Source organism: Chryseobacterium sp. JV558 (genome assembly GCF_033712365.1).
Taxonomy (GTDB): Bacteria; Bacteroidota; Bacteroidia; order Flavobacteriales; family Weeksellaceae; genus Chryseobacterium.
The window spans coordinates 1,170,696-1,194,008 of the sequence record NZ_WJHU01000001.1 but is presented as its reverse complement, the minus strand read 5'-3'; the positions used below and the strand labels follow the sequence as shown (position 1 = coordinate 1,194,008).

Sequence of the window (23,313 nt, the reverse complement as noted above, 5' to 3'; positions counted from 1 at the left end):
AACTGATGAAAATCTAATGAGATTTGTGTTTTTTCTGGGGCTGGAATAATAGGATATTCCAGCCCCTTTTGTTAATGCATCATTTCGTAGGCCTTGATCAGTTCTGCAATGTTGGCTACATCCAGCTTTTGAAAAATTCTTTTTTTGTAAGTGCTCACAGTAGACATCTGGATATTGAGTCTGTTGGCTATTTCAAGGTTTCCGTTTCCGTCCGCCAGGAGCTTGAAGATTTCATATTCACGGGACGACAGCTTTTCTACCGGATTGTTTCTTTTATTTTGAATAATAAGGCCAATCAGTTCTGCAGGATAAAAATATCCCTTTTCGATCACCGTTTTTACGGCATTTTTTATTTCTTCCTCGCTGCTTTGCTTATTCAGGTAACCTTCAGCACCCTCTCTGATGTATTGGATGGCTACATCCTTGTCATATCCTGAAAAGATAAGAATCTTGAGGTCATTCTGTATATTTTTAAGCTCCGGAATCATTTTTTTGTACTGAGTTCCAGGCATGTCAATATCTAAAATAAGCAGGTCGTAACGTGAACTGCCAAGCTTTTTTTTCACCTGGTCATAGTTTTCTGCAAAATCTATTTTCAACTCCGGATAAGCAGTTTCAAGAACCAGAGAGGTTCCTGCTCTTACTACATAATGATCATCAGCGATTAAAATTCTTTCATTCATAGAGGTTAGTTTTTTTTGAGTATTATTTCCACAACCGTTCCTGTGGGTTGGTTTTGGCTGAAATTAATTTCAGCGTTGATCTTTTTTACCAGATGGATGACCATGTGCAGACCAAGCCCTTTTCCTTTGAAGCTGGGAGTTTCCAGCCTGGGATTTCTAAACAGATTCATATAAATGGCAATCTGTTCTGCAGACATTCCGGTTCCTGTATCAGCAATTATGATTGTGGATTTTTGTTGGTTTTCTGTAATATTCAGACTTATATTCCCTTCAAAGGTATTTTTAACAGCATTATCAAGAATGTTATGAATAATGGCGGTTAAAATACTTTCGTTCACTTTAGAATACACAGTATGTTCAATAAGTTGGGTAATTGTTGTTCCCTTTTCTTTGGCAATTTCACAGAATAGCCTGTTCTTAATTTCCAGGATTCTGTTGATGGGATATTCCTTTTCTTCAAAAATATTCTCCGCTTTGTAAAGCTCTGTATATTCTTTTAAATTCAGAGTAAACTGATAAAGCTGTTCCGAAGATTTATAAATACTGTCAAAATATTTCTTCTGAAGCTCAAGATCATCAGACTCGTGAAGTTTCTGGGAAAGCATGGCTATAAACCGGATAGGAGTAGTAATGTCGTGACTGATGGTTTCAACCAGTTTTTTCTGATATTCCGTTTCTTTTTGCAGGTTGCCTTTCACCAGTTCAAGGTGAAGAGAGGTTTCTTTCAGTTCAGAATTTTTATTGCGGACAATTTGCTTTAATGCTTTATTTTTTATTCTTAAAAAGTTGGTAGTCAGCTGTACAATGATAATGATGATAATCAGTATAATAACAGAAGCAGACACTCTGAATAATAAGGTCTGATAAAAAAGAGGCTGAATGTTGAAACGGATGGTCTTTTCCTCATACTTTCCCTCCGGAGAAATGAGTATTCTTATACTGAGCGTATATTCACCCGGAGCAAGATTGCTGATGGTATATTTTAATTCGTTTCCTGTTGCAATCTGCTCCCACACGGTATTTTCCTTTCCCGATATTTTTCCTTCGATATAAAGGTTTTCCGGGTTAGAAAAATAGGGGATATCAATAAAAACATCTGCAGTTTTATAATCATTCTTTAAATTAAGGGTCTGATGAAAAGACTGGGGTTCAGAATTTCCAATTTTTACCCTTTCAATGTAGATCTTATTTCTTTCCGGATAATAAGTCCGGATATTGTCCGGGTTGAAAAACACAAAGCCGTCCATAGAAGGGAATACAAATTCTCCGTTCTCCAAAGCATAGGCATTAGGCTCCGAACTGCCATTGAATTCATTCGTCAGAAAACCGTCTCTTTTGGTAAAACGGTAATAAAAAACCGGGGTTTTTCTGTTTTCTGCGTATTGCAGCAATTGTTTTTTAGGAACTTTAAAAAGGCCATTATTAGAAGAAATCCAGTAAGCTCCCTTTTGATCTTCAAGCATATAATGAGCAGATTGCAGGTAGCCATTCCTGTCATTCGGCATTTTGATGAGTTTGTGGTTTTTGAAAAGATAAAACCCATCTTTATTCGTAGTAATCCATATCAGATTATCCCTTGTCCTGAAAATACTTTTAACATGAATATTTTTGATTATTGGAGTTATTGTGTTGTTTCCCAGTATTATAGAATACAGGCCATCACTATTACCGGTCAGAATTTCGTGGTCATTATATTGGGAAAAAATATTGACAAAACTTTTAAAATTATAGGTGAAATCCGGATGGGTAAACAGGTCTTTTTTATAAAGACGAAGTTGAGTCCCCAAAGGATCAGTAAATGTAGTCCCATAAAGATTTCCGCTTTTCATGAAACTTTCAAACCCATTGCTGATAAAAGTAGAATCCTTCTTTTTGTACCCTGAATTTTTGTAGTACCTGATAATGCTGTTTCTTTTTCTGATCAGAATGTTTTCGGAGTCGTCATACATCATCAGATAATTGTCATTACACCCGAACAGGTGTTTATTGACAATGCCGTTTTTCCCGAATTCTGTTCCGTCCTCTGCAATGATTGTACTTTTACTGAATGGGAGAGAAGCGTAATACACATTGTTGGAAAAATCTGCTTCTTTCTTTGAAATATAAAAATTGGTGAGCTTAATTACATTAAGCCCATTATTAAGTGTTCCCAGATAGAGCTTATTGAAGTCTTTATCAAAAAACATAGAGCAGTAGGAGTGATTGCCTATTTCCTCAAACTTAACGAGAAATTTTAAGCGGAGATTCTTTTCGTTACCTTCTAAAATATAAATATTATCATGATTGATGATAAAAGTCTGATTGGTTATCTGCTGCCAATAAATTTTAGTGTCTGGGTGATTAAAAAGTGTAGGCTCTTCAGAAACAGAAAGCTGCCCTTTATAAATAGTATAGGTTTTCCTTTTTTTCAGATCATTAATAAAAAGAGTATCATTCAGAATAAAAAGATTATTCAGATTCTTATTGGTAAAAGGAATTGCTATTTTTGTTTCCTTTTTCCCCTCTTTATAGATAATGGAATTTTTTTCTGTAAAATAATAGGCTGAGTTTTTAAGCTGTATGAAATAATGAATATCATTATAGAAGCTTGATGTTATAATATTATTGGCAATCCGCTGTACAATAGTATTGCCATTGGAAAAAGTCATTTTATCACTCTTGGTGAGGCTGGAAATTTTTGGAAATCTGTTTTTAATGATGATTTTATTCTCCTGAAAATTATTGAGAACTGTAATACTGTCCAGAGTCGGATCCCCAATAAATTCCCCGAAATGAACATTGTTTGCTTTGAAATTATTAAAAGTAATAAACGAACTTCCATCATACCGTACAAGCCCGTTCTCTGTGGAAATCCAGATGAAACCATATTTATCTTTAACAATGGCCTTTGCACTGCTTTGTGGAAGTCCATTGTCTATATTGTACCACGTAGAAGTATGGCTCTGTCCGTAAATGTTTAAATAGATGCAAGCAAATATAAATGCCCAAACTCTCATATATGTGCAAAACTGATCTATATCTTCTGCACTAATGCAAAAGACGGTTAATAATAGTATTTGTACAAGTCAAAGCTTTTTTAATGGGTGGGAACGATTGAAAATAAATTTTTATCATTGAAGTTTTCAGGTCTTTTGTGTTTTATATTTTTTGATCGTGTAAAAATAGTGAAATTATGGCGATAAATCAGTATCTTAAAATCTGTTTTGTGTAAGTTTTATAATGGTTTGCTGACGATAGAGTACATGAAATTTTCTGAAACATTATAATATTTCAATAATAAGTGATAAATTTATACTGGATTCATTTTGAAATACCTTCTATAAATCTCAGTGCTGTACCGAACTTGTGATTTGTTTTAGGATTTCATAAATAAAGAATATTTATGCTTTTGTATTTTTTTGAATATTTCCTGAGGAACAGTTTTTAGTGAGATTTAATTGCTTTTTGTAGTAAAAGTTTGACAAAAAACTGAGGTTAATTCTACATGATATCTTTGTTAAGGCTTATGAATATTCATATTTTTGCAAAAATATTTTCACAACGATTAAAGAAGATTTATTGTATAAATAATGATTCTAAGAACACAAACGGTTTTATCTCAAAAACAAAAGAGGCTGCATCAAAGTAAGCCTCTTTTTTATTCTCCGATTCAAAAAATCCATTTTTAAACATAGAAAAACCTCCCATAAATACGGGAGGCGAATTAAACTGATTGTATATTGAAGTGTAATTCAATCATTATTTATTGTTTTCAAGCCACTTCAGTCTGCGCTCATCAGGCAGGTGTTTTACTTTGAAGTTTTCAAAAACAGCATTGAATCCCTGTCCGTCAGGGCAGGCGGCCATTAACCCAACCATTACAGGAGTATTATCCTGAAGAGGAGCATTCCGCATCATGATGTAATTTTTATCATCAAAAGAATAAAATATCTCCACAGCATCCAGCCTTCTTACTGCTTTTATCCATACCGCAGGAGGTGTTTTTTCTAATGTTATGACACTCCAGTCACTTTTGTTGTGAGTCACCACAGTGCTGAGGTTATATTTGCCGTCTACAAATTCCACTCCGGCTTTGATGTAATGCTCTTTATCGGTTCTCAGCATAAGTCCCATTTGGTCGAACCGGGCCTTATAATTGCCTGTGATTTTCACTTTTGCTTCAAATTCACCGCCATACGTAGTATAGTAAAACGGAGCATCATCTACTGTAAATCCATAATGTGAAACTCTCCAATAATCACTCTGCGGGGTTACAAACATCGAAAGGCTGTTATTTTTGATTTCCCATTTTTCAGGCTCATTAAACCAGGTCATTTTCTCCAGGCTCTGCGCAGAAAGCTTTTGAATCAGGAATAAGGTACAAAAACCTAAAATCAATTTCTTCATTCTCTTTTGGATAAATTCTAAAGGTAAATTATTATTTTAGCAAAAGTATGATTAAACCCTAATCACGTCAATACTGATAAATAACCATTATGGAAATCCGTGAACAGCTCAGCGATCAATTACTCGATAACGCCTCCAGAAAATGCATGCTTGATATAGAGGTCTATAAGCAGAGAGCGTTTGCTTACTCACAGATGGAAGGGGCAATCTGTGTATTGAGCGATATGCAGGCGAATAAAAGCTATATTTATAAGTCTGCAGCGGCTGAAGAACTTGGACTAACAACAGGTGAAAATCCCACAGAAATAGATTCAATCTGGGAAGAAGAAATGCTTAAAAAGATTCATCCCGATGACCGGGTCAAGAAATACATCCATGAACTCCGCTTTTTCAAACTGCTGGGGGCTATGGATATGGAACAGCGCACAGAATACAGTGTACTGTCAAAAATCAGGATGAAAGATAAAAATGAAGAGTACCGCTGGGTAAAACACCGCATGTTTTATGTGTACTCACCTTCCAACGGGAGGTTGAGGCTGGCTCTATGTCTTTATAATCTTGCCCTAACTTCATCTGCTGTTCCTGATTTTATGATTATTAATACAGTAAAAGGAGAAGTGGTTGTAAAAGATAAACTTGATTATAAAAATATTCTGAGCCCAAGAGAACTGGAAGTTTTAAAATTTGTAGGGGAGGGCTACGCCAGTAAGGAAATTGCTGATATGCTTTTTATTAGTATCAATACCGTAAGCAGACACCGGCAGAATATTCTGGAAAAACTGAAAGTAAAAAATTCTACACAAGCTTTCAAAGATAGTTTTTATTAACTTTTCCACTTTAAATATCCGAAAATTTCACCATGTTATTTTGGATGTTATGATTAAATTTATACCTTGAATACGGATTAGCAAGAACACTACATGATGAAAAGAAGTGAAGAAATTACCCGCCAGTATTTTACCTTTTTGGACACCCATATCCAGGATGTTATTTCCGGGACCGTTCCGGATTTTATGGAACTAAACGAAATTGCCGGAGAACTTGCTGTTTCTCATAAACATCTCACCGATACGGTTAAAAAAGAAACCGGACAGCATCCCTGTTATTTTTATGATGAAAAAATTATCGAACAGGCTAAAAAGATGCTTATCAATTCCGATAAATCTGTAGCGGAAATTGCCCGTATTTTTACTTACGATCCATCCAACTTTTCAAAATTTTTCAAAAAAATGACCGGCTTTACTCCTGGAGAATTCAGAAAATCAAACAAACTTTAGCCTGCCTATTTTATTTCTTTAAAATTGCTGTGACAGGGAACTTGTGACGAATTTCCTCTCTTGGTAGGGATTTAATCCTGCCAGGTTTTTGTTATAATGCATGTTTCAGTGAATAATTACGAGAAAACAAGTAGTAAATAATCTTTTATAAATGAGATGGTTGTAAAAAATAAGCGCCTTTTTTTATTATTTATATATTAATATTTCTTTATTGTTTACTTTTTTTATTAAATTTAGGTAAGAAAAAACTAATTAATTCAATAGTAAGAAAATGTTAAAAAGATACAGATATATAAAATAGTTTGGTTACCAGATAATAAGAATAAATTATTGTGTCTTTAATAATATTTAATCTTAATGCAGGCGTTTATGCCCTCTAAATAGTTATATATTTGTTTCTTTTAAACCACAACAAACAAGATTAAGGATGAGCATCAATTTCACAACAGCAACTATTAAAGACTTTGAGAATATACCAGATAATGATATGGCTCAAAGGGCTGAAATTTTTTATGAATATTTAGACTATGTAAAGTCTAATGGACACATGAATTACAGACTGAAGAATACTTCAGGAACCAATGCAATACTGAATGTAAATATTGCAAACCAAAACAGAGAATTTGTTAGTTTTGTATCAAGTGATTATTTAGGATTTACGCAGCACCCAAAAGTAAAACAGGCTGCTATTGAAGGAATCGAAAAATATGGTACAGGAACAGGAGCTACTCCTCTTATCGGCGGATATTTTGATTACCACAATGCCTTAGAAAAAAAAATCTCCAGTTTTTTTAAAAGAACAGAAGATGAAGCCGTAGTATTTACTACCGGTTATACAGCTAATAGTGCTTCTTTACAATGCTTAATGCAGAAAGAAGACCTGGCTATTTTAGATATGGCAGTGCATGCCAGTGTACACGAAGGATGTGCTTTTACCAATAAAAAAACATTTCCACACAATAATTTGGAATCTTTGGAACACATTTTGAAGGTATCTGAAAATCTGTACCGTACGAAACTCGTTATTGTGGACGGAGTGTATTCCCAGGATGGTGATACCTCCCATATTAATGAGATCTACAATCTTGTGAAAAAGTATAATGCCTTTCTAATGGTAGACGACGTACACGGTGTCGGTATCCTTGGAGAAACAGGAAGAGGTACTTTGGAACAGGCCGGATTGCTTGATAAAGTAGACATCATCACAGGAACATTCAGTAAAACGTTTGGTAACCTTGGAGGATATGTCATTGCCGATAAAAAAATAGCAGCATTTATCAGATTCCAATCCCGCCAGCAGATTTTCTCAGCAACAGCTCCACCATCATCAGCAGGAATTGTCAAAGCCATTGATTTAATAGACGAAGAACCTATCTGGAGAGAAAGACTCTGGAACAATATCAATTACTTCAAAAAAGGTCTTGACGATTTAGGATTGGATACGGGAGTTACCTGCTCCGCAATTATTCCCGTAAAAATTGGAGATCCTTATGTAACAGGAGAGGCCGGAAAACTACTAATAGAAAAAGGAATCTATACCAACCCGATTCTTTACCCGGCTGTACCAAGAAAAGATGCACGTATAAGGATGAGTGTGACTGCCAGACACGAAAAAGAACATCTCGACAAAACGCTGAACGCGTTTGATGATATTAATAAAAAATTGCATATTGCAAAAAAATAATAAATTATGCCTAGAAAAGTAGTGCAGGGCCCCATTAGGGACAAAGAAAAAACAAAGCAAAAACTGCTTGCTGCAGTTGGTAAAATTTTAAGAGTAAAAGGATACTCCGGATTAAAAGTAAGTAAAATTGCTGCAGTAGCCGGATTTGATAAAAAATTGATCTATGAGTACTTTGGAAGTACAGATAAACTGATCGATGAATATATCAAATCTCAGGATTACTGGAGTCAGGTGAATCAGGACGTCGATATGGATTTTTCCGACGGCGGACATGAACTTACCAAAATGGTTGTACTTAATCAGTTCGAAAACCTGAAGAAAAATAAAGAACTTCAGAAAATTATTCTTTGGGAGCTTTCAGAAAGCAAGCCTATTCTTAAAAAATTGGTTGAACAGCGTGAAGATGTAGGGGAGGTTTTGTTCGGAAATATTTCAGATCCTTATTTCGGAGATGGTGTGGCAACAAGACATAGAGCAATTATGGCTCTGATTGTTTCTGGAGCTTACTATCTTAACCTTTATACAGGATATAATGCCAATAAATTTTGTGGTATTGATCTGAAAACTGAAGATGGAAGAAAAGAGATTGAAGGGGCTATTGTTGAACTGATTGACTTCGCATACAGCAAAAAGAAGTAGAGGTTAAAAGTTTTCCGATTTAAACAGAAATACGTTTTTTGTTGATATTTGAAAACTTTTAATTTTCAAATTAAAACTATATTTCTTATTTTTGACCAATGGAAAATTTTATAGTATCTGCAAGAAAATATCGTCCTCAGGAGTTTGATACGGTTGTAGGACAATCCCATATTACGGATACTTTAGAACATGCAATTGAAGAAAGTCAGTTAGCTCAGGCATTACTTTTTTGCGGCCCTCGTGGTGTGGGTAAAACTACTTGTGCAAGGATTTTAGCAAGAAAGATCAATGAGAAAGATGGCTCGGTTTCAGAAGATGGCTTTGCTTACAACATCTATGAGCTGGATGCAGCATCCAATAACTCTGTAGATGATATCAGGGAACTGATAGATCAGGTAAGATTTGCACCTCAGGTTGGTAAATACAAAGTGTATATTATTGATGAGGTTCATATGCTGTCTTCTGCCGCTTTCAATGCATTCCTTAAAACTCTGGAAGAACCGCCTGCCCATGCAATCTTCATTTTGGCAACTACGGAGAAACATAAAATTATTCCCACAATTTTATCCCGTTGCCAGATCTATGATTTTAAAAGAATTGTCATTGAAGACATTCAAAATCATCTGAGAAATATAGCCCAGAAAGAAAACATCCAGTACGAAGACGATGCATTGTATCTGATTGCTCAGAAAGCTGATGGTGCACTAAGAGATGCACTTTCTATCTTCGACAGGCTTTCTACATTCTCCCAGAAAAATATTACGCTGGCAAAAGCAGCCGAAGTATTAAACATTCTGGATTATGATCAATACCTCAATATCGTAGATCTTGCCAAGGAAAATAAAATTCCTGAAATGCTTTTCGCGTTCAATGACATTGTGAAAAAAGGATTTGATCCCCATATTTTCATTGCCGGATTAGGAAATCATTTCAGAGACTTGATGATGGCGCAGAATACTTCTACTATCGATCTCATTGAAGTGGGAGAGAAGACAAAATCCAAATTTATAGAGCAGGGACAGAAGTGGGCCGCCCAGCAGCTGATTGATGGCATTGAAATCTGCAACCATGCAGATATTAATTATAAGAATTCAAAAAACCCAAGACTTACGGTTGAAATTGCATTAATGCAGCTGGCTTCACTGACAGCTAATTTAGGCGATACTAAAAAAAAAAGTTCCTGATTCTAGCTCCGTTTCTTAGTGAGAAACAGGAGGTGAAGATGCCGGAAAAAACTCCGGAGAAAAAAGAAGTTAAGGCAGAACAACAGCCTGCAGCTTCAGAAAAAGTAGAGGAAACTCCAGTAACGAAAACAACCAAACCATTATCAAGACCGGGAATCTCTTCGGGCTTCAGCATCAATTCTTTCCTGAATAAAGAAGATAAAGTGGAAACAACAGAAACAATTGTTGCGAAAACTGAAAACCTTCCTCAAAACCATTTTACAGATACAGATCTGCAGATGGAATGGAAAATTATGCTGAAACAGCTTCAGGTAAAAAATAACTTTGTTTTTAACGCAGTAAAAACCTTCAAGCTAATCAAAGCTGACGAAAATAAAATCAAAGTTTTATTCCCTTCAGATTCTGCCAAAGTAGAATTTGATAAAATAAGTGGAGAATTTTTTAATCATTTTAAAAGAAAAATTCAAAACCATATGATTGAGATAGAATACGTCAGAGACGTTGAAAATCTGAAGATTGAAGTGGTGACAAAAAGAAAAATGTTTGAAAAACTGATCGAAAAAAATCCACTTTTAAAAGATCTTGATGATTTAATGAAGTTTGATTTGACATAATTTTTATATATTTGTCAAATATTTCTGTTGAAAATATGTTTTCAACAAGAACAAATTACAACCAGAAAAGCTAAAACAAAGGCATTTCTAGAATAAAATGGAAAAATTGACTAACGCATATCTGTCTTTTTTTGCACCCGCTAATTACTTTTTTAGCGGTTATTTTAGTTTTTCTGCTTCTTATTATAGAAATTTCAGAACGTATTACCGATTTTATTGGTACTGTTAACTGAATTTCTTTCCAAAAAATACAGGAGAAGTAGAGCCCTATTATTTTCCTGATTCCTTTAAAAATTTTTGAACGGCATTTTTTGAAAAGAATTATAAATTAAATTTTATAATCCAAAGGGCTATTGCTGTCAACGAAAAAATTATATAAAAAAAACAATAAAATTTAGAATATGAATTTAAATGATTTGAAAAATGAGTGGATCGATGGGCTTACACAGCCTCTAATGATCGCGGGACCATGTAGTGCGGAAAGTGAAGCTCAGATGCTTGAAACTGCAAGGAGAATTAAAGAATCCAATGCCAATGTGTCAGTTTTCCGTGCAGGAATCTGGAAGCCTCGTACCAAACCAAACGGTTTCGAAGGAGTCGGAGTGATCGGTTTGAACTGGCTAAAAAAAGTAAAAGAAGAATATGGTTTCAAAACAGCTACTGAAGTTGCTAATGCACATCACGTGTTCGCCGCTCTGGAAGCAGATGTTGATGTCCTTTGGATCGGAGCGCGTTCTACAGTGAACCCATTTACGGTACAGGAAATTGCAATGGCTTTAAGAGGAACAGATAAGCCTGTATTTGTGAAAAACCCTGTGAATCCGGATCTTGCGTTATGGATCGGAGCATTGGAAAGACTTTTAGGTCAGGATATTAAAAACCTGGGAGTAATTCACAGAGGATTTTCAACTTACCAGAAAACAAAATACAGAAACAACCCGAACTGGCAGATTGCCCTTGATTTCAAGAGCCAGTTTCCGAATATCCCAATGTTGATTGACCCGTCACACATCTGTGGAAACAGAACCGGTCTTGCCGATATCACACAGGAAGCCCTTAACGTAGGATACCAGGGTGCTATTATTGAGTCGCACTGCAATCCTGATGAAGCTTGGAGTGATGCTTCTCAGCAGATTACTCCGGAGGTTCTTGCAGACCTTATTGGTAATCTGAAAGTAAGAAGCTCTAATCTTGCAGGTTTTGAAGGAGAGATGGGAAGACACAGAACTCTAATCTCAGATCTTGACTTCCAGTTAATTGAACTTCTTTCGCAAAGAATGAAAATTTCTGAAAAGATTGGTAAACTTAAAAAGGAAAACGACATTGCGATCTTCCAGCCGGAACGTTGGAAAGTAATCACAGAATACGCCAATCAGAAAGCAAAAGAAACAGGAATGTCTCATGAATTTATTGAAAAAGTCTTCAAAGCGATTCACGAAGAATCTATTGAAGTTCAGAATAGCATTATGATTGATAAGAGATAAACGGCAGATAACGGTAAGAGGATTAGGATTTAGGATAAATAGAATTTGATTTAATTCCTGAAAACGATTACCAGTTTCCGGCAATAAATATTAATTAGGGCTTAGACCTCAGGATGTAGGAGAATTGAAACATGTGTTTTTAACCTATTTCCTGAATTCTAAGCCCTAATTCCTTATATTTGCACTAGCATTATCTATGAAAGGAAAAATCATTAAATCTACAGGCAGTTGGTACCAGGTTTTGGAATTGGAAACAAATAAAATTTTCGAGGCCAGAATCAGGGGGAAATTCAAATTGATAAAAACAAGACTTACCAATCCACTTGCTGTAGGAGATTTTGTTGAGTTTCAGCTGGAACAGGATGATATCGCCTGGATTACAAAAATTGAACCCCGTTCCAATTACCTGATCAGAAAATCAGTAAACCTTTCAAAAGAAGCCCATATTATTGCTTCCAATATTGATCTGGCATGTTTTATCTTTACTCTGAAACATCCTGAAACATCCTTAGGATTCCTGGACAGATTTTTGGCATGCTGTGAAGCTTATAATATTAAACCATTGATTCTTTTTAATAAGATTGATGTTCTTCATGAGGAAGAAATTGAAATTGTAAAAGACATTGAGTTCCTCTACCAGGAAATTGGATATCAGACACTGGAAATATCATCCTATTCAAGACTGAATCTTGATCAGCTGGAAGAAATCCTTAAAGACAGAACCTCCGTATTCTTCGGGCACTCCGGTTGTGGAAAATCTACTTTAGTAAATGCTTTACAGCCAGGATTGAATTTAAAAACATCCGAAATTTCAGACACCCACCTGAAAGGAAAACACACAACAACTTTTGCACAGATGCACTTCTGGGATTTTGGCGGAAACGTTATCGATACCCCTGGTGTCCGTGAATTTGCCATGATTGATATTGAAAAAGAAGAAGTACAGCATTACTTCCCGGAGATTTTCAAAAAGAGAGAAGAGTGCAAATTTCACAATTGCCTTCACGTGAATGAACCGAAGTGTGCCGTTCTTGACGCACTTGAAACAGGTGAAATACAACATTCACGTTATTCTACTTACATTAAATTGATGGATGAAGCAGAAGAAGCTTCTCAGAAATAAGTATACATCAATTTACTATATTATTACAGCTGCAGATTAATTCGGACAATCTGTACATTTTCTATTGTCACAATATCAAAATAATATTTTCTGACATCGTTTTTAAAGATCAGATTTACCTTTTTTGTTAACTTCCAGTTTTTTATGAATTATTTTTTTTGATTTTTAATGAAAAAAAAACTGTTTTTAGATAACTCTACTTTTTGGCATGTCTGTCTTGGCAGATAACTCCACTTTTGGCATATTTTCATTCATTAGGAAAATAGTATTTCAGGAAAAGTAAATATTTCATTAATTGAAGTGAAAGCAATGAAATTATTAAATATGCTTTTATATAGCTTTCAAAATTATGAAATTAATAAAAAACAGTCCTGTTTTTTAAAAATAAAAAACCCAGCCGAAGCTGGGTAAAAACTAATAACCATGAAAACTCAAATTAAACATGAGAATCGCAATAGAATAAACAATTACTGTGCCAAAGATTGGTTCACAATTTCTTAATAAAAGTTATTTTTATGTTAAAAAAAAATTAAAATAAAAATCAAAGATATTTTTTGTAATTTTGCGCCATTAAAAAAATATACATTTATGTCTAACATTACATTCACTATGATTAAGCCTGATGCAGTTGCTGACGGACATATCGGTGCTATATTGGGTAAGATTGCTGAAGGAGGTTTTAAGATCAAAGCTTTAAAATTAACTCAGCTTACCGTTGCTGATGCAAAAAAATTCTATGAAGTACACGCTGAAAGACCATTTTATGGTGAGTTGGTAGAATTCATGAGCTCTGGTCCTATCGTTGCTGCAGTTTTAGAAAAAGACAATGCAGTTGAAGACTTCAGAACATTAATCGGTGCTACTAACCCTGCAGAAGCAGCTGAAGGTACAATCAGAAAGATGTTTGCAAGAAGCATCGGAGAAAATGCTGTTCACGGTTCAGATTCTGACGAGAATGCATTAATCGAAGCTCAGTTCCATTTTTCAGGAAGAGAGATTTTCTAAGAAGATTATCTTACAAAATAAAAGATCCGGAGAATTTTCTCCGGATTTTGTTTTTTATGATGTGGCAGGCTTATTAACTTTATTCCCATTAAAGATTGTTTTCAATGGCACCTATATTTTCTCGGTAGAGTTCAATAGGCTTATTCAGTAAAACAGCAATGACGGTCATTTGCTTGTCAAGTTTTTCCTTAGGAATATCAATGTAAATGATTCCAGGCCGGGAGCTCCAGTAAAGCTTGTTGTAAATGGTGTGTGAGAGGATTGTGCCTTCACCCACAACTCTAATTCTTGCAATCTCATTTTTTATTCCTTTAAGGGCAATAGGGCCTGTAGGAGTTCCTTCTACAAAAAGATAGAGGGTCTGTTTGTCTTTTGATAACGCACTCATTCCGGAATAATGACCATCCGGTAATCCTTTTTCAGTTTCAAAAAGAGATTCCGCATGCTTGCTTATCCATTGCAGGGCTTCCTGGTTGGTATTAGGTGTTTTCTTGATTGTCATAGTAAGACCATCACTGGTAAGACCTGAAGAAGCAGGCAGATTATGACCGTTATATAACGCATTGGCTATATTGTAAACCGCTTCCTGTGTATTTTTATTATCCAGAATTTCATTGAGAGAACGCTCTTTCTCCTTGAAATCCTTCAAAAATACAGGTGGAGTTTCAAAAGTAAGTTCAACAACGGTGACATCTTGGTCAAATTTTACATTGGAAAAATTCAATGTCAGTGTTTTTTCAGTATTGTAATCTGTTTTGATGACAGCTGAAGGATCTCCTATTATTTTTGCTGAAAGAGGCTTTGTTCCCAATCCATAGATCTTTGTGAAGTTTTTGGCTTCCTCCAGATAAAGAAATAAGGACTTTTTTGTGCTGGATAAAGAAGATTTTCCTTTATAATTTTCAAAAGGAATTCCACGGGTTGTTTCATAAATGGCCTGCTGGTTTTTGGAGGTCCAGCGGCCAAGGTTTTTCAGAATTTCAATCTGTTCTTCGGGAATTGTACCATCTGATCTGGGTCCTATATCAAGCAGAAGATTTCCTCCCATACTGATCACGTCTGCCAGAGTTCTTACGATCATATTGGGTGTTTTATAGCTTTTATCATAAGGCTGATAACCCCAGGAATCATTCATGGTATAGCAAAGTTCCCAATATGGATTTTGTGGTGGAACTACCGGAATTCCCTGTTCAGGAGTATCATAATCTCCATGAGTATTAAGCCTTGAATTGATGATGATCTCAGAATTGTATTTCTTAAGCAGATCCAGCGTCTGAGAAGCTTTCCATTCTTCAGAAGTATGTTCCCAGTCTCCATCGAACCAAAGGAGGTCAGGCGAGTATTGAGAAGAAAGTTCATTCAGCTGGCTTTGATAGTAGCTGATGAAATTCTGCCATCTTTTCGGGTCGTCTTTTATTTCGTACCGTTTTTTTGTCCGGGTGTTGATGTCATAATAAGGATGGCTCCAATCTGGTAAAGAGAAGTAAAGCCCTGTTTTTAATCCAGTTTTTTTCAGAGCGGAAACAAAAGGACTTAAAACATCTTTTTTGGCCAAAGACTGTCCGGGAATAGTAGTTGCATTTTCAGCCTTAGAGTTCCATAATGAAACTCCGTCATGATGTTTGGTTGTAATAACAGCGTATTTTGCTCCGGATTCCTTAATCAGTTTTGCCCACTGTTCCGGCTGATATTTTGAAGCTGAAAAACCATTCAGCTGTTTCATGTAATTTTCGTGATTGATATAATTATTGAAAAATGACCACGATTCGGAAATTCCATTCACAGAGTAGATTCCCCAATGAATAAAAATACCCAGTTTGGCATTTTTAAACCATTCCATTTTCCTGCTGTTGTCAACTGTCTGAACCTGTGCATTGGTATGGTAAGCAGACAACACCAATCCGAGGAAAACAGCTTTAATCAGACTGCTTTTCATATATAGTTTTATTTTACCACTAAATATAAATAAAGTAAACAGTATTGCAATAATTTCTTGATATTTACTCATAATAATTATCAAAGCGTTTTCTTTATTATTGTATTTTTATGATTTAAAACAAAAACTAAACGAAAAACCATCTTCAGGTAATTTAAACTTAAAATAAAAGGTTGAATCTATTGAATTAGATAAATGGAACGTTTATTGTAAATTTTATTTGAAAAAAGCGATTATGAAAATCCCAGTAGTATTAATGGCAAGTTTATTGGCGGTAGGAGTCTCTGCACAGAGTACTAAACCTGAAGCTAAAACTAAAAAGCCTGTAAAAAAAGTAAAGAGAGCAACAACACCCGATACCGTTGAAAAGAAAAAACCGGGAACTCCTAAGCCAATCGTAAAAAAGGATACGCTTGTACTTCGTGGCCACGGCTGTCCGGCGTGTGGAATGGGATAAAAGATGAATAAACCACTGTTAGGAATATCAATGATGGCAGAAGCTGATTTTGTTTCTGCTGTTTTGCCATTGCTGCAGAACAACGCTATTGATGTTCTGGAATGGTCTTTTGATACCCTTTACCATACTAATGAACCGGATTGGCTTCGTGATTTGCTGAACTTTTATGCGGAAAATAACCGTTTGATAGGACATGGTGTTTATTATTCCCTGTTTGATGCAAGATGGACACAAAGACAGGAAGATTGGCTGCAAAAGCTAAAAGAAGAAGTTAGCCTAAGGAGATACAATCACATCACGGAACATTTTGGTTTCATGAATACTGAAAATTTTCATCAGGGAGTGCCATTGCCGGTATCTCTGCATCCCCAAACTTTACAGATAGGAAAAGACAGAATGCACAGGCTTCAGGAGGCTGTGAATATCCCTGTTGGTATAGAAAATCTGGCTTTTTCATTTTCAATTGATGATGTTAAAGAGCAAGGAGTGTTTCTTGACCAACTTACGGAAAATACCAATGGCTTTCTGATTCTCGATCTTCATAATATTTACTGCCAATCCTGTAATTTTGAAGTAGAAATGCAGGAAATAATTGATCTGTACCCATTGGATAAGGTAAAAGAGATTCATCTTTCCGGAGGAAGCTGGCAGGAGAGTGTGTATGGGAAAAAGCAGGTAAGAAGAGATACGCATGATGATGTTATTCCTGACGAGATATTTTCTATTTTGCCCTCTGTTTTAGCAAAGTGTCAAAGTCTGGAATATCTTATTATTGAAAGGCTTGGACACACGCTGAAAGCAGAAGATGATAAAGAAAATTTCCTGAATGATTTCAATAAAGTTAAAACGATAATCGAAACTTCAGATTGGGAAGAAAGGGAAAAGAGTAACTGGAGCAAGCGGGAAATACAGCTTCCGGAAAAACCTTTAGATGATATGACTTTGTTTGAAGAGCAATTGAGGCTTACCAGGCTTCTTTTTGATGGGGCAGGAGCTGGGGTCATCAAAGATCAGGATTTTCATTATTTTAAAACAGAGAACTGGGAACCCGAAATGATTCTTACAGCCCAGAATATCATTAAAAAATGGAATCCATATTAATTCTATTCTGATAACCAAAATCAAAATATATGAAAATGACAACACTAGTATTGATCATTACCGCTGTCCTCACTGCTTTGATAGGAGGACTTTTCTATGCTTATTCATGTTCTGTAGTTCTCGGGTTGGGAAAACTTTCTGATACGGAATATCTGAAAGCTATGCAGAGCATCAACCGGGAAATTCTAAACCCTGTTTTCTTTATAAGTTTTATGGGAACAGCGATTCTCCTTCCGCTATCTGCTTTTTTGTTCCGCGGACATCAGCCTGTTTTTATTTTTCTCCTGTTAGCAGCACTGGCTTACCTGATCGGGGTTTTCGGAGTCACGGTTGCCGGGAATGTTCCGATGAATGACGCTCTTGATACATTTGATATTTCCAGCTCTACAACGGAAGCAATCAGGCAGATGCGTAATAATTTCGAAAACAGATGGAATTTTCTGAACAACATAAGAACTGTTTTTTCCGTTATTTCCATCATTTTTGTAGTCTGTGCCTGTATTTGGGACAGGGAAGTGTAAAAGGACTTGAAATAGGTAGAAATACTTAATGACAGATTCAGTATTTCTACGGATGAATGCATAAGGTTTAATTCAGATCTTTGTATTGTTAGTAAGACAAAACAACGTTTTAACATTTTCAAAATGTTGAAAAAAAATTTATAACCAAGAAGACTTCATTCCAAGCAAGAGAAAAGGCAGCCATTGGCTGCCTTTTGTTTTTATGATAAAGATATTTATTAAATCTTTAGAAGCTCAATCGTTCTCTCAGGGCTTTCTGCCGAGAAAACAGCGTTTCCTGCAACAAGAACATCAGCTCCAGCTTCAAAAAGCTTAGAAGCGTTGTCAAGATTCACACCGCCGTCTATTTCGATAAGCGCCGTAGAGTTGTTGCTTAAGATCAGATCTTTGGTTTCAGCAATCTTTTTGTAAGTATTTTCAATGAATTTCTGTCCTCCAAATCCTGGATTTACACTCATTAACAATACCAGATCTACATCTGCAATGATATCTTCAAGCATTAATACCGGAGTGGATGGGTTCAAAACAACACCTGCTTTTACTCCTTTACTCTGAATATGGTGAATGGTTCTGTGAAGATGCGTGCATGCTTCATAATGCACTGAAATAAGGTCTGCACCATGATCGATGAATTCATCAACATATTTCTCAGGCTCCACAATCATCAGGTGAACATCTACAAATTTTTTGGCATGCTGCTGGACGGTTTTCATTACCGGAAAGCCAAATGAAATGTTAGGTACAAAACGGCCGTCCATTACATCAATGTGGAACCAGTCGGCCTGAGAATTATTCAGCATTTCAATGTCTCTTTGCAGATTCCCAAAGTCTGCAGATAAAAGGGATGGAGCAATAAGCTTCGTTTTCATTTTTACTTTTTATACTTTTTATTTAGATATAAGATCTCAGATTTTTAAAGAGCAGAAGTATGCAGTCATTTGAGTCTGGTGTCTGATGTCTTATATCTGAAATCTCAATTAATGATATTTCAGTTTCATTTCCGGTTTGATCTTAAGAACCGTTTCATAGATAAGTTTAATAACATTACCTACATCTTCCTTAGATACCATTTCTACCGTAGTGTGCATATAACGCAAAGGTAAGGAAATTAAAGCACTTGGTACCCCGCCGTTGGAATGGGCAAAAGCGTCAGTATCAGTTCCTGTAGCTCTGCTTGCTGCTGCTCTCTGGAAAGGTATTTTTTTTGTTTTTGCTGTGTCAATAATCAATTCTCTGATGGTGTGGTGAACACTTGGAGCAAAGAATACTACCGGACCTGCACCACATTTCTGATCTCCTTCTTTTTTCTTTTCAATCATCGGAGTCGTAGTATCGTGGGTAACATCAGTTACAATGGCAATATTCGGTTTGATGGTATCAGCAATCATATCTGCACCGTATAAACCTACTTCTTCCTGTACAGAATTGGTAATATACAATCCGAACGGGATCGATTTTTTATTTTCTTTTAAAAGTCTTGCTACTTCTGCAATCATAAAACCTCCGATTCTGTTGTCCAGTGCTCTGCAGACAAAATATCTGTCGTTCATTTCGAAGAATTCGTCCGGGTAAGTAATCATACATCCTACAAAGATTCCCATTTCTTCCACTTCTTTTTTAGAAGTAGCGCCACAGTCTATGAAGATGTTTTCTATTTTAGGAGTAGGCTCATTCTGATTTGTTCTTGTATGAATAGCCGGCCATCCGAATACTCCTTTTACGATTCCGTTTTCTCCGTGAATATGCACAACTTTTGAAGGGGCAATTGTTTGATCAGAACCTCCGTTTCTGATTACATAGATTAATCCGTCATCCGTAATATAGTTGACGTACCAGGAGATTTCATCAGCATGTGCTTCTATCACTACTTTAAATTCAGCTTCCGGATTGATGATCCCGTAGCAGGTTCCATAATGGTCTACTTCTATTTTGTCCACATAAGGTCTGATGTAGTCCATCCAGACTTCTTGACCTTTGTGCTCATAACCTGTTGGAGATGAAGTGTTTAAGTATTTTTCTAAAAATTTCAAAGATTTCTTTTCAAATTTCATAAAAAGGAATGATTTTTGCGTTTAATTTTTGTTCTTATAAGTGTAAAAATAATGAATTTTAGTAAGATTGTCTGCCTTTTTATTTTCTTTTTTGGAGTCAGTGTTTTTGGCCAAAAGGATGGTGTAGTGGCAAAACCACTCAATCAATATCCAGCTGAATCCTTGAAAACGGATGAATTTGGTAATAAATATTATTATGACGAACAGCAAAAAGTCAAGATTTATGAAATCAATGGCGAGCCTGTAGTTGTATTAGACGAGTTGATTTTGGTTAATAAACCGAGATTTAATAATCAACTGGATAAAAACTATTATTATTTTCTGAATAAAAAGCTGTACAGAGTATATCCACTATTTGTTACTGCATTACAGCAGTACAGAGATATCCAAAAGGATATGAATGATATGGACAGCAAGGCTAAAAGAAAATTTGTAAGAGAAAGACAGAATATGCTGGCAGATCAGTATGAAAAACAACTGAGAGATCTTACCACTACCGAGGGACAGGTTTTTGCAAAGCTGATGAACAGGGCTACCGGAAAAAATGTATTTGAAATCATCAAAGAACTGAGAGGTGGATGGAGTGCTTTCTGGTGGAACGTAAAAGGTAAAATGGCTGATATTGATCTTAAAGAACAATATGATCCACACAAAAACAGAACTGATGAATTTGTAGAGTCATTGCTTCAGTCTAATTGGAACTCAGGGTATCTGCAGCCTTATCCGGGAGCAAGCGATTTTAAAGTCAAGAAATAATATAAATTCCTGTAAGAATACTTACAGGAATTTTTCTTTTAATTTATCAAATACAATCTTATCTATCGGAAGAGGAAAAGGATTGTCTGGTCTGTCTATATCAATCCATTCTGTTTTTTCAATGCAGGGATCCATAATAATGAAATCTTCCTCATTCACTATATCTACTATATAATAGATGGTGAGAAGCTGTTCATTTTCTTTGAAACGGGAAACCAGAAAGTTTTCCTGAGTATAAAAATGTTCCAGGATATTGATCTGTACATTCAGCTCTTCATCAAATTCACGATGCAGGCATTCCAGTACTCCTTCACCATATTCCAATCCGCCACCCGGAAATTTCATTAAAGGTTCGCCGGCATATTCTTCAAATAAGGTCAGTACCTGTTTATCTTTTACCGCACACGCATACACTCTAATGTTGATCTTATCTATCATATATATAATGTATAATATTTGTATAGCTAATGTAAGGAATTTTGGGCAAAATAGCGAAAAAGCAAGTTGTAAATTAGCCGTTATGTAATTTGTTTCTTTACTTTTTTAATGATGGCCCTTATTATAATCTTACAGCTTAATGGCGTTGATCATCTCTCTCTTTCCCGGAGGTCCTTGTTTTTTTTCTACCTGGAAGTTCAGTTCCTGAAGAATTCTTCTTACACTGCCTTTAGAAGAATAGGTGGTTAATAATCCGTTAATGGCCATTTTGTCAGAAACCAGTTCAAATAGTGGTTTTTCCCAAAGATCAGGCTGTACTCTGGCACCGAAACAATCAAAATAAACAAGATTGATTTCGGGCAAATCAATGTCTTTTAGGTCAAAAAAATCACATTCTATCTTTTTTAAGTTGAATCCACTAATGATTTCTACTGACTTTTCCCAATCTGCCAGATGAATTTTCTGATAAATATTTTTAAACTCAGGGTTGTCAAAATGTTCAAAATAAGCTAAATCCTTAACTTCGGATTCATTTATGGGATATTTTTCAAGAGAAAAATAATTAATGACATGATTTTTGTCAGTTTTTAAATATTCATTAATTGTTACTAAAACATTCAAACCTGTTCCAAAACCGAGTTCTAAAATATTAATTTCGCAATCATTTATTAAATTTAATCCATTTTTAATAAACACGTGTTCTGCTTCCTGAAGTGCTCCGTGGTGAGAATGGTAGTTTTCGTTTAATTCATTGATAAACAATGTTTTACTTCCGTCGTTTGTGGTCTTGATCTCTCTTTTCAAGCTATTTTTTTGTCAAATTTACTCTAAAATTTTTATATTTAGAAAATTATGTTAAATTTGTAGAACATCGTAAAAATTTTAAAAAATGATAATTCAAAAAACTGAAAACTCCAGAATTTCTACATTTGACCCTAACAATTTTTCATTTGGTGGTACTTTCATTGATCATATGATTATTTGTGAGTATGAAGATGGAAAATGGGGTGATGTAAAATTAGTTCCTTACGGTCCAATACCATTTACACCTGCTATGATGGGAGTAAACTATGGGCAAGCTTGTTTTGAAGGTATGAAAGCCTATAAAGACAAAGACGGGCAGGTTTTACTTTTCAGGCCTGAAAAGAATTTTGAACGTATCAATAAGTCAGCAAAACGTTTGGCTATGCCGGAAGTAACTGAAGAAATGTTTTTAGACGGATTAAAAGCATTGGTAGATATCGACAGAGAGTGGATTCCACAGGGGGAGGGAATGTCTCTTTATATCAGACCATTGATTTTTGCTACAGAGGAAGCTTTGAAAGCAAGAGTATCTAATAAATATATGTTTGCAATCGTTGCAACACCAGCGAAGAGTTATTATTCTGAGCCGGTATCTGTAAAAATCTCAGATCACTATTCAAGAGCAGCAAACGGAGGAGTAGGTTCTGCAAAAGCTGCGGGTAACTATGCCGCTTCTTTCTATCCTACGCAATTGGCGATCGAAGAAGGATATGAGCAAATCATCTGGACGGATGATGCTACTCACGAATATTTCGAAGAGAGTGGTACAATGAACGTATTTGTAAGAATCAACGATACAATTTATACACCACCAACTTCTGAGAAAATTCTTGATGGAGTTACAAGAGACAGCTTCATTCAGCTAGCTAAGAAAAGAGGAATTGAAGTGAAAATAGAGCCAATTCCTGTGAAAACAGTTATTGAAGCTTTAAAGAACGGTTCTCTTAAAGAAGTATGGGGAGTAGGTACAGCAGTGGTAACCACTCAGTTCCAGGCTTTAGGATATGAGGGTGTGAAACTGGAACTTCCAAGATTATCTGATGAAGAAAGCTTTGCTGCTATCCTTAAGAAAGATTTGGTAGACTTGCAAAACAACCTTACTGAAGATCCTTTCGGATGGAGAGTTATAGTAGATCACGCTTTGGAAACAGTTTAATGTTTTTTAAATAA

The 23,313-nt window shown here is 35.6% G+C and carries 22 protein-coding genes; 14 read left to right on the top strand and 8 right to left on the bottom strand.

Annotated elements, in window-relative coordinates; all coding sequences use genetic code 11:
• Positions 1-71: 71 nt before the first annotated feature.
• From GFU89_RS05530 to GFU89_RS05520, 3 genes are all read right to left on the bottom strand, one after another.
• Complete coding sequence (locus GFU89_RS05530; protein WP_318846199.1) at positions 72-683, bottom strand: response regulator transcription factor; 612 nt, start codon at positions 681-683, stop codon at positions 72-74.
• A 5-nt stretch (positions 684-688) separates the two neighbouring features.
• Positions 689-3,679: an ATP-binding protein gene (locus GFU89_RS05525; protein ID WP_318846198.1), complete on the bottom strand. Its 2,991-nt coding sequence runs from the start codon at positions 3,677-3,679 to the stop codon at positions 689-691.
• Between the two features lie 742 nt (positions 3,680-4,421).
• A complete protein-coding gene (locus tag GFU89_RS05520; RefSeq protein WP_318846197.1) occupies positions 4,422-5,069 on the bottom strand; it encodes a DUF1349 domain-containing protein in 648 nt (215 codons plus the stop codon).
• An 89-nt stretch (positions 5,070-5,158) separates the two neighbouring features.
• On the opposite strand from GFU89_RS05520, the gene GFU89_RS05515 reads away from it, so the two are divergent.
• The 9 genes from GFU89_RS05515 to GFU89_RS05475 all read left to right on the top strand — a co-directional run bounded on the left by GFU89_RS05515 (position 5,159) and on the right by GFU89_RS05475 (position 14,079).
• The gene (locus GFU89_RS05515; RefSeq protein ID WP_318846196.1) at positions 5,159-5,896 is read left to right on the top strand and encodes a LuxR C-terminal-related transcriptional regulator; all 738 of its coding nucleotides are present in this window, start codon (positions 5,159-5,161) and stop codon (positions 5,894-5,896) included.
• Positions 5,897-5,989: 93 nt separating this feature from the next.
• Positions 5,990-6,346, top strand: coding sequence for an AraC family transcriptional regulator (locus tag GFU89_RS05510; RefSeq protein ID WP_318846195.1), 357 nt, complete (start codon positions 5,990-5,992; stop codon positions 6,344-6,346).
• Between the two features lie 427 nt (positions 6,347-6,773).
• The gene (locus GFU89_RS05505; protein ID WP_318846194.1) at positions 6,774-8,030 is read left to right on the top strand and encodes an aminotransferase class I/II-fold pyridoxal phosphate-dependent enzyme; all 1,257 of its coding nucleotides are present in this window, start codon (positions 6,774-6,776) and stop codon (positions 8,028-8,030) included.
• A gap of 6 nt (positions 8,031-8,036) precedes the next feature.
• Positions 8,037-8,669, top strand: a complete 633-nt coding sequence (locus tag GFU89_RS05500; protein WP_318846193.1) for a TetR/AcrR family transcriptional regulator — start codon at positions 8,037-8,039, stop codon at positions 8,667-8,669.
• Between the two features lie 98 nt (positions 8,670-8,767).
• The gene (gene dnaX / locus GFU89_RS05495) at positions 8,768-9,853 is read left to right on the top strand and encodes a DNA polymerase III subunit gamma/tau (RefSeq protein ID WP_318846192.1); all 1,086 of its coding nucleotides are present in this window, start codon (positions 8,768-8,770) and stop codon (positions 9,851-9,853) included.
• A gap of 38 nt (positions 9,854-9,891) precedes the next feature.
• Positions 9,892-10,467: a hypothetical protein gene (locus GFU89_RS05490; protein ID WP_318846191.1), complete on the top strand. Its 576-nt coding sequence runs from the start codon at positions 9,892-9,894 to the stop codon at positions 10,465-10,467.
• A 401-nt stretch (positions 10,468-10,868) separates the two neighbouring features.
• Positions 10,869-11,951, top strand: a complete 1,083-nt coding sequence (locus GFU89_RS05485; protein WP_318846190.1) for a chorismate mutase — start codon at positions 10,869-10,871, stop codon at positions 11,949-11,951.
• Positions 11,952-12,147: 196 nt separating this feature from the next.
• A complete protein-coding gene (gene rsgA / locus GFU89_RS05480) occupies positions 12,148-13,074 on the top strand; it encodes a ribosome small subunit-dependent GTPase A (protein WP_318846189.1) in 927 nt (308 codons plus the stop codon).
• 588 nt (positions 13,075-13,662) lie between these two features.
• On the top strand, positions 13,663-14,079 hold the full coding sequence (locus GFU89_RS05475; RefSeq protein ID WP_034687444.1) for a nucleoside-diphosphate kinase: 417 nt from the start codon (positions 13,663-13,665) through the stop codon (positions 14,077-14,079).
• Between the two features lie 88 nt (positions 14,080-14,167).
• On the opposite strand, the gene GFU89_RS05470 is transcribed toward GFU89_RS05475, so the two are convergent.
• Positions 14,168-16,015: an alpha-L-fucosidase gene (locus GFU89_RS05470; RefSeq protein WP_318846188.1), complete on the bottom strand. Its 1,848-nt coding sequence runs from the start codon at positions 16,013-16,015 to the stop codon at positions 14,168-14,170.
• Between the two features lie 235 nt (positions 16,016-16,250).
• On the opposite strand from GFU89_RS05470, the gene GFU89_RS05465 reads away from it, so the two are divergent.
• Genes GFU89_RS05465 through GFU89_RS05455 form a run of 3 tightly spaced genes read left to right on the top strand, consistent with a single transcriptional unit; the run spans position 16,251 to position 18,094 of the window.
• On the top strand, positions 16,251-16,472 hold the full coding sequence (locus tag GFU89_RS05465; protein ID WP_047422663.1) for a hypothetical protein: 222 nt from the start codon (positions 16,251-16,253) through the stop codon (positions 16,470-16,472).
• Between the two features lie 3 nt (positions 16,473-16,475).
• A complete protein-coding gene (locus GFU89_RS05460) occupies positions 16,476-17,573 on the top strand; it encodes a DUF692 family multinuclear iron-containing protein (RefSeq protein WP_318846187.1) in 1,098 nt (365 codons plus the stop codon).
• A 35-nt stretch (positions 17,574-17,608) separates the two neighbouring features.
• Entirely contained in the window at positions 17,609-18,094 is a 486-nt protein-coding gene (locus GFU89_RS05455; protein ID WP_318846186.1) for a DUF1772 domain-containing protein, read from the top strand.
• 218 nt (positions 18,095-18,312) lie between these two features.
• On the opposite strand, the gene rpe is transcribed toward GFU89_RS05455, so the two are convergent.
• Both rpe and GFU89_RS05445 read right to left on the bottom strand, forming a co-directional pair.
• The gene (gene rpe / locus GFU89_RS05450) at positions 18,313-18,963 is read right to left on the bottom strand and encodes a ribulose-phosphate 3-epimerase (protein ID WP_318846185.1); all 651 of its coding nucleotides are present in this window, start codon (positions 18,961-18,963) and stop codon (positions 18,313-18,315) included.
• Between the two features lie 108 nt (positions 18,964-19,071).
• Complete coding sequence (locus tag GFU89_RS05445; RefSeq protein WP_062670358.1) at positions 19,072-20,145, bottom strand: M42 family peptidase; 1,074 nt, start codon at positions 20,143-20,145, stop codon at positions 19,072-19,074.
• A gap of 51 nt (positions 20,146-20,196) precedes the next feature.
• On the opposite strand from GFU89_RS05445, the gene GFU89_RS05440 reads away from it, so the two are divergent.
• Positions 20,197-20,901, top strand: coding sequence for a DUF4294 domain-containing protein (locus GFU89_RS05440; protein ID WP_318846184.1), 705 nt, complete (start codon positions 20,197-20,199; stop codon positions 20,899-20,901).
• A 21-nt stretch (positions 20,902-20,922) separates the two neighbouring features.
• On the opposite strand, the gene GFU89_RS05435 is transcribed toward GFU89_RS05440, so the two are convergent.
• Together GFU89_RS05435 and mnmD are read right to left on the bottom strand one after the other, a co-directional pair.
• The gene (locus tag GFU89_RS05435) at positions 20,923-21,339 is read right to left on the bottom strand and encodes an NUDIX hydrolase (RefSeq protein WP_318846183.1); all 417 of its coding nucleotides are present in this window, start codon (positions 21,337-21,339) and stop codon (positions 20,923-20,925) included.
• Positions 21,340-21,468: 129 nt separating this feature from the next.
• Entirely contained in the window at positions 21,469-22,143 is a 675-nt protein-coding gene (gene mnmD, locus GFU89_RS05430; RefSeq protein ID WP_318846182.1) for a tRNA (5-methylaminomethyl-2-thiouridine)(34)-methyltransferase MnmD, read from the bottom strand.
• An 85-nt stretch (positions 22,144-22,228) separates the two neighbouring features.
• On the opposite strand from mnmD, the gene GFU89_RS05425 reads away from it, so the two are divergent.
• Entirely contained in the window at positions 22,229-23,299 is a 1,071-nt protein-coding gene (locus GFU89_RS05425; protein WP_318846181.1) for a branched-chain amino acid aminotransferase, read from the top strand.
• The last annotated feature ends 14 nt before the right edge of the window (positions 23,300-23,313 follow it).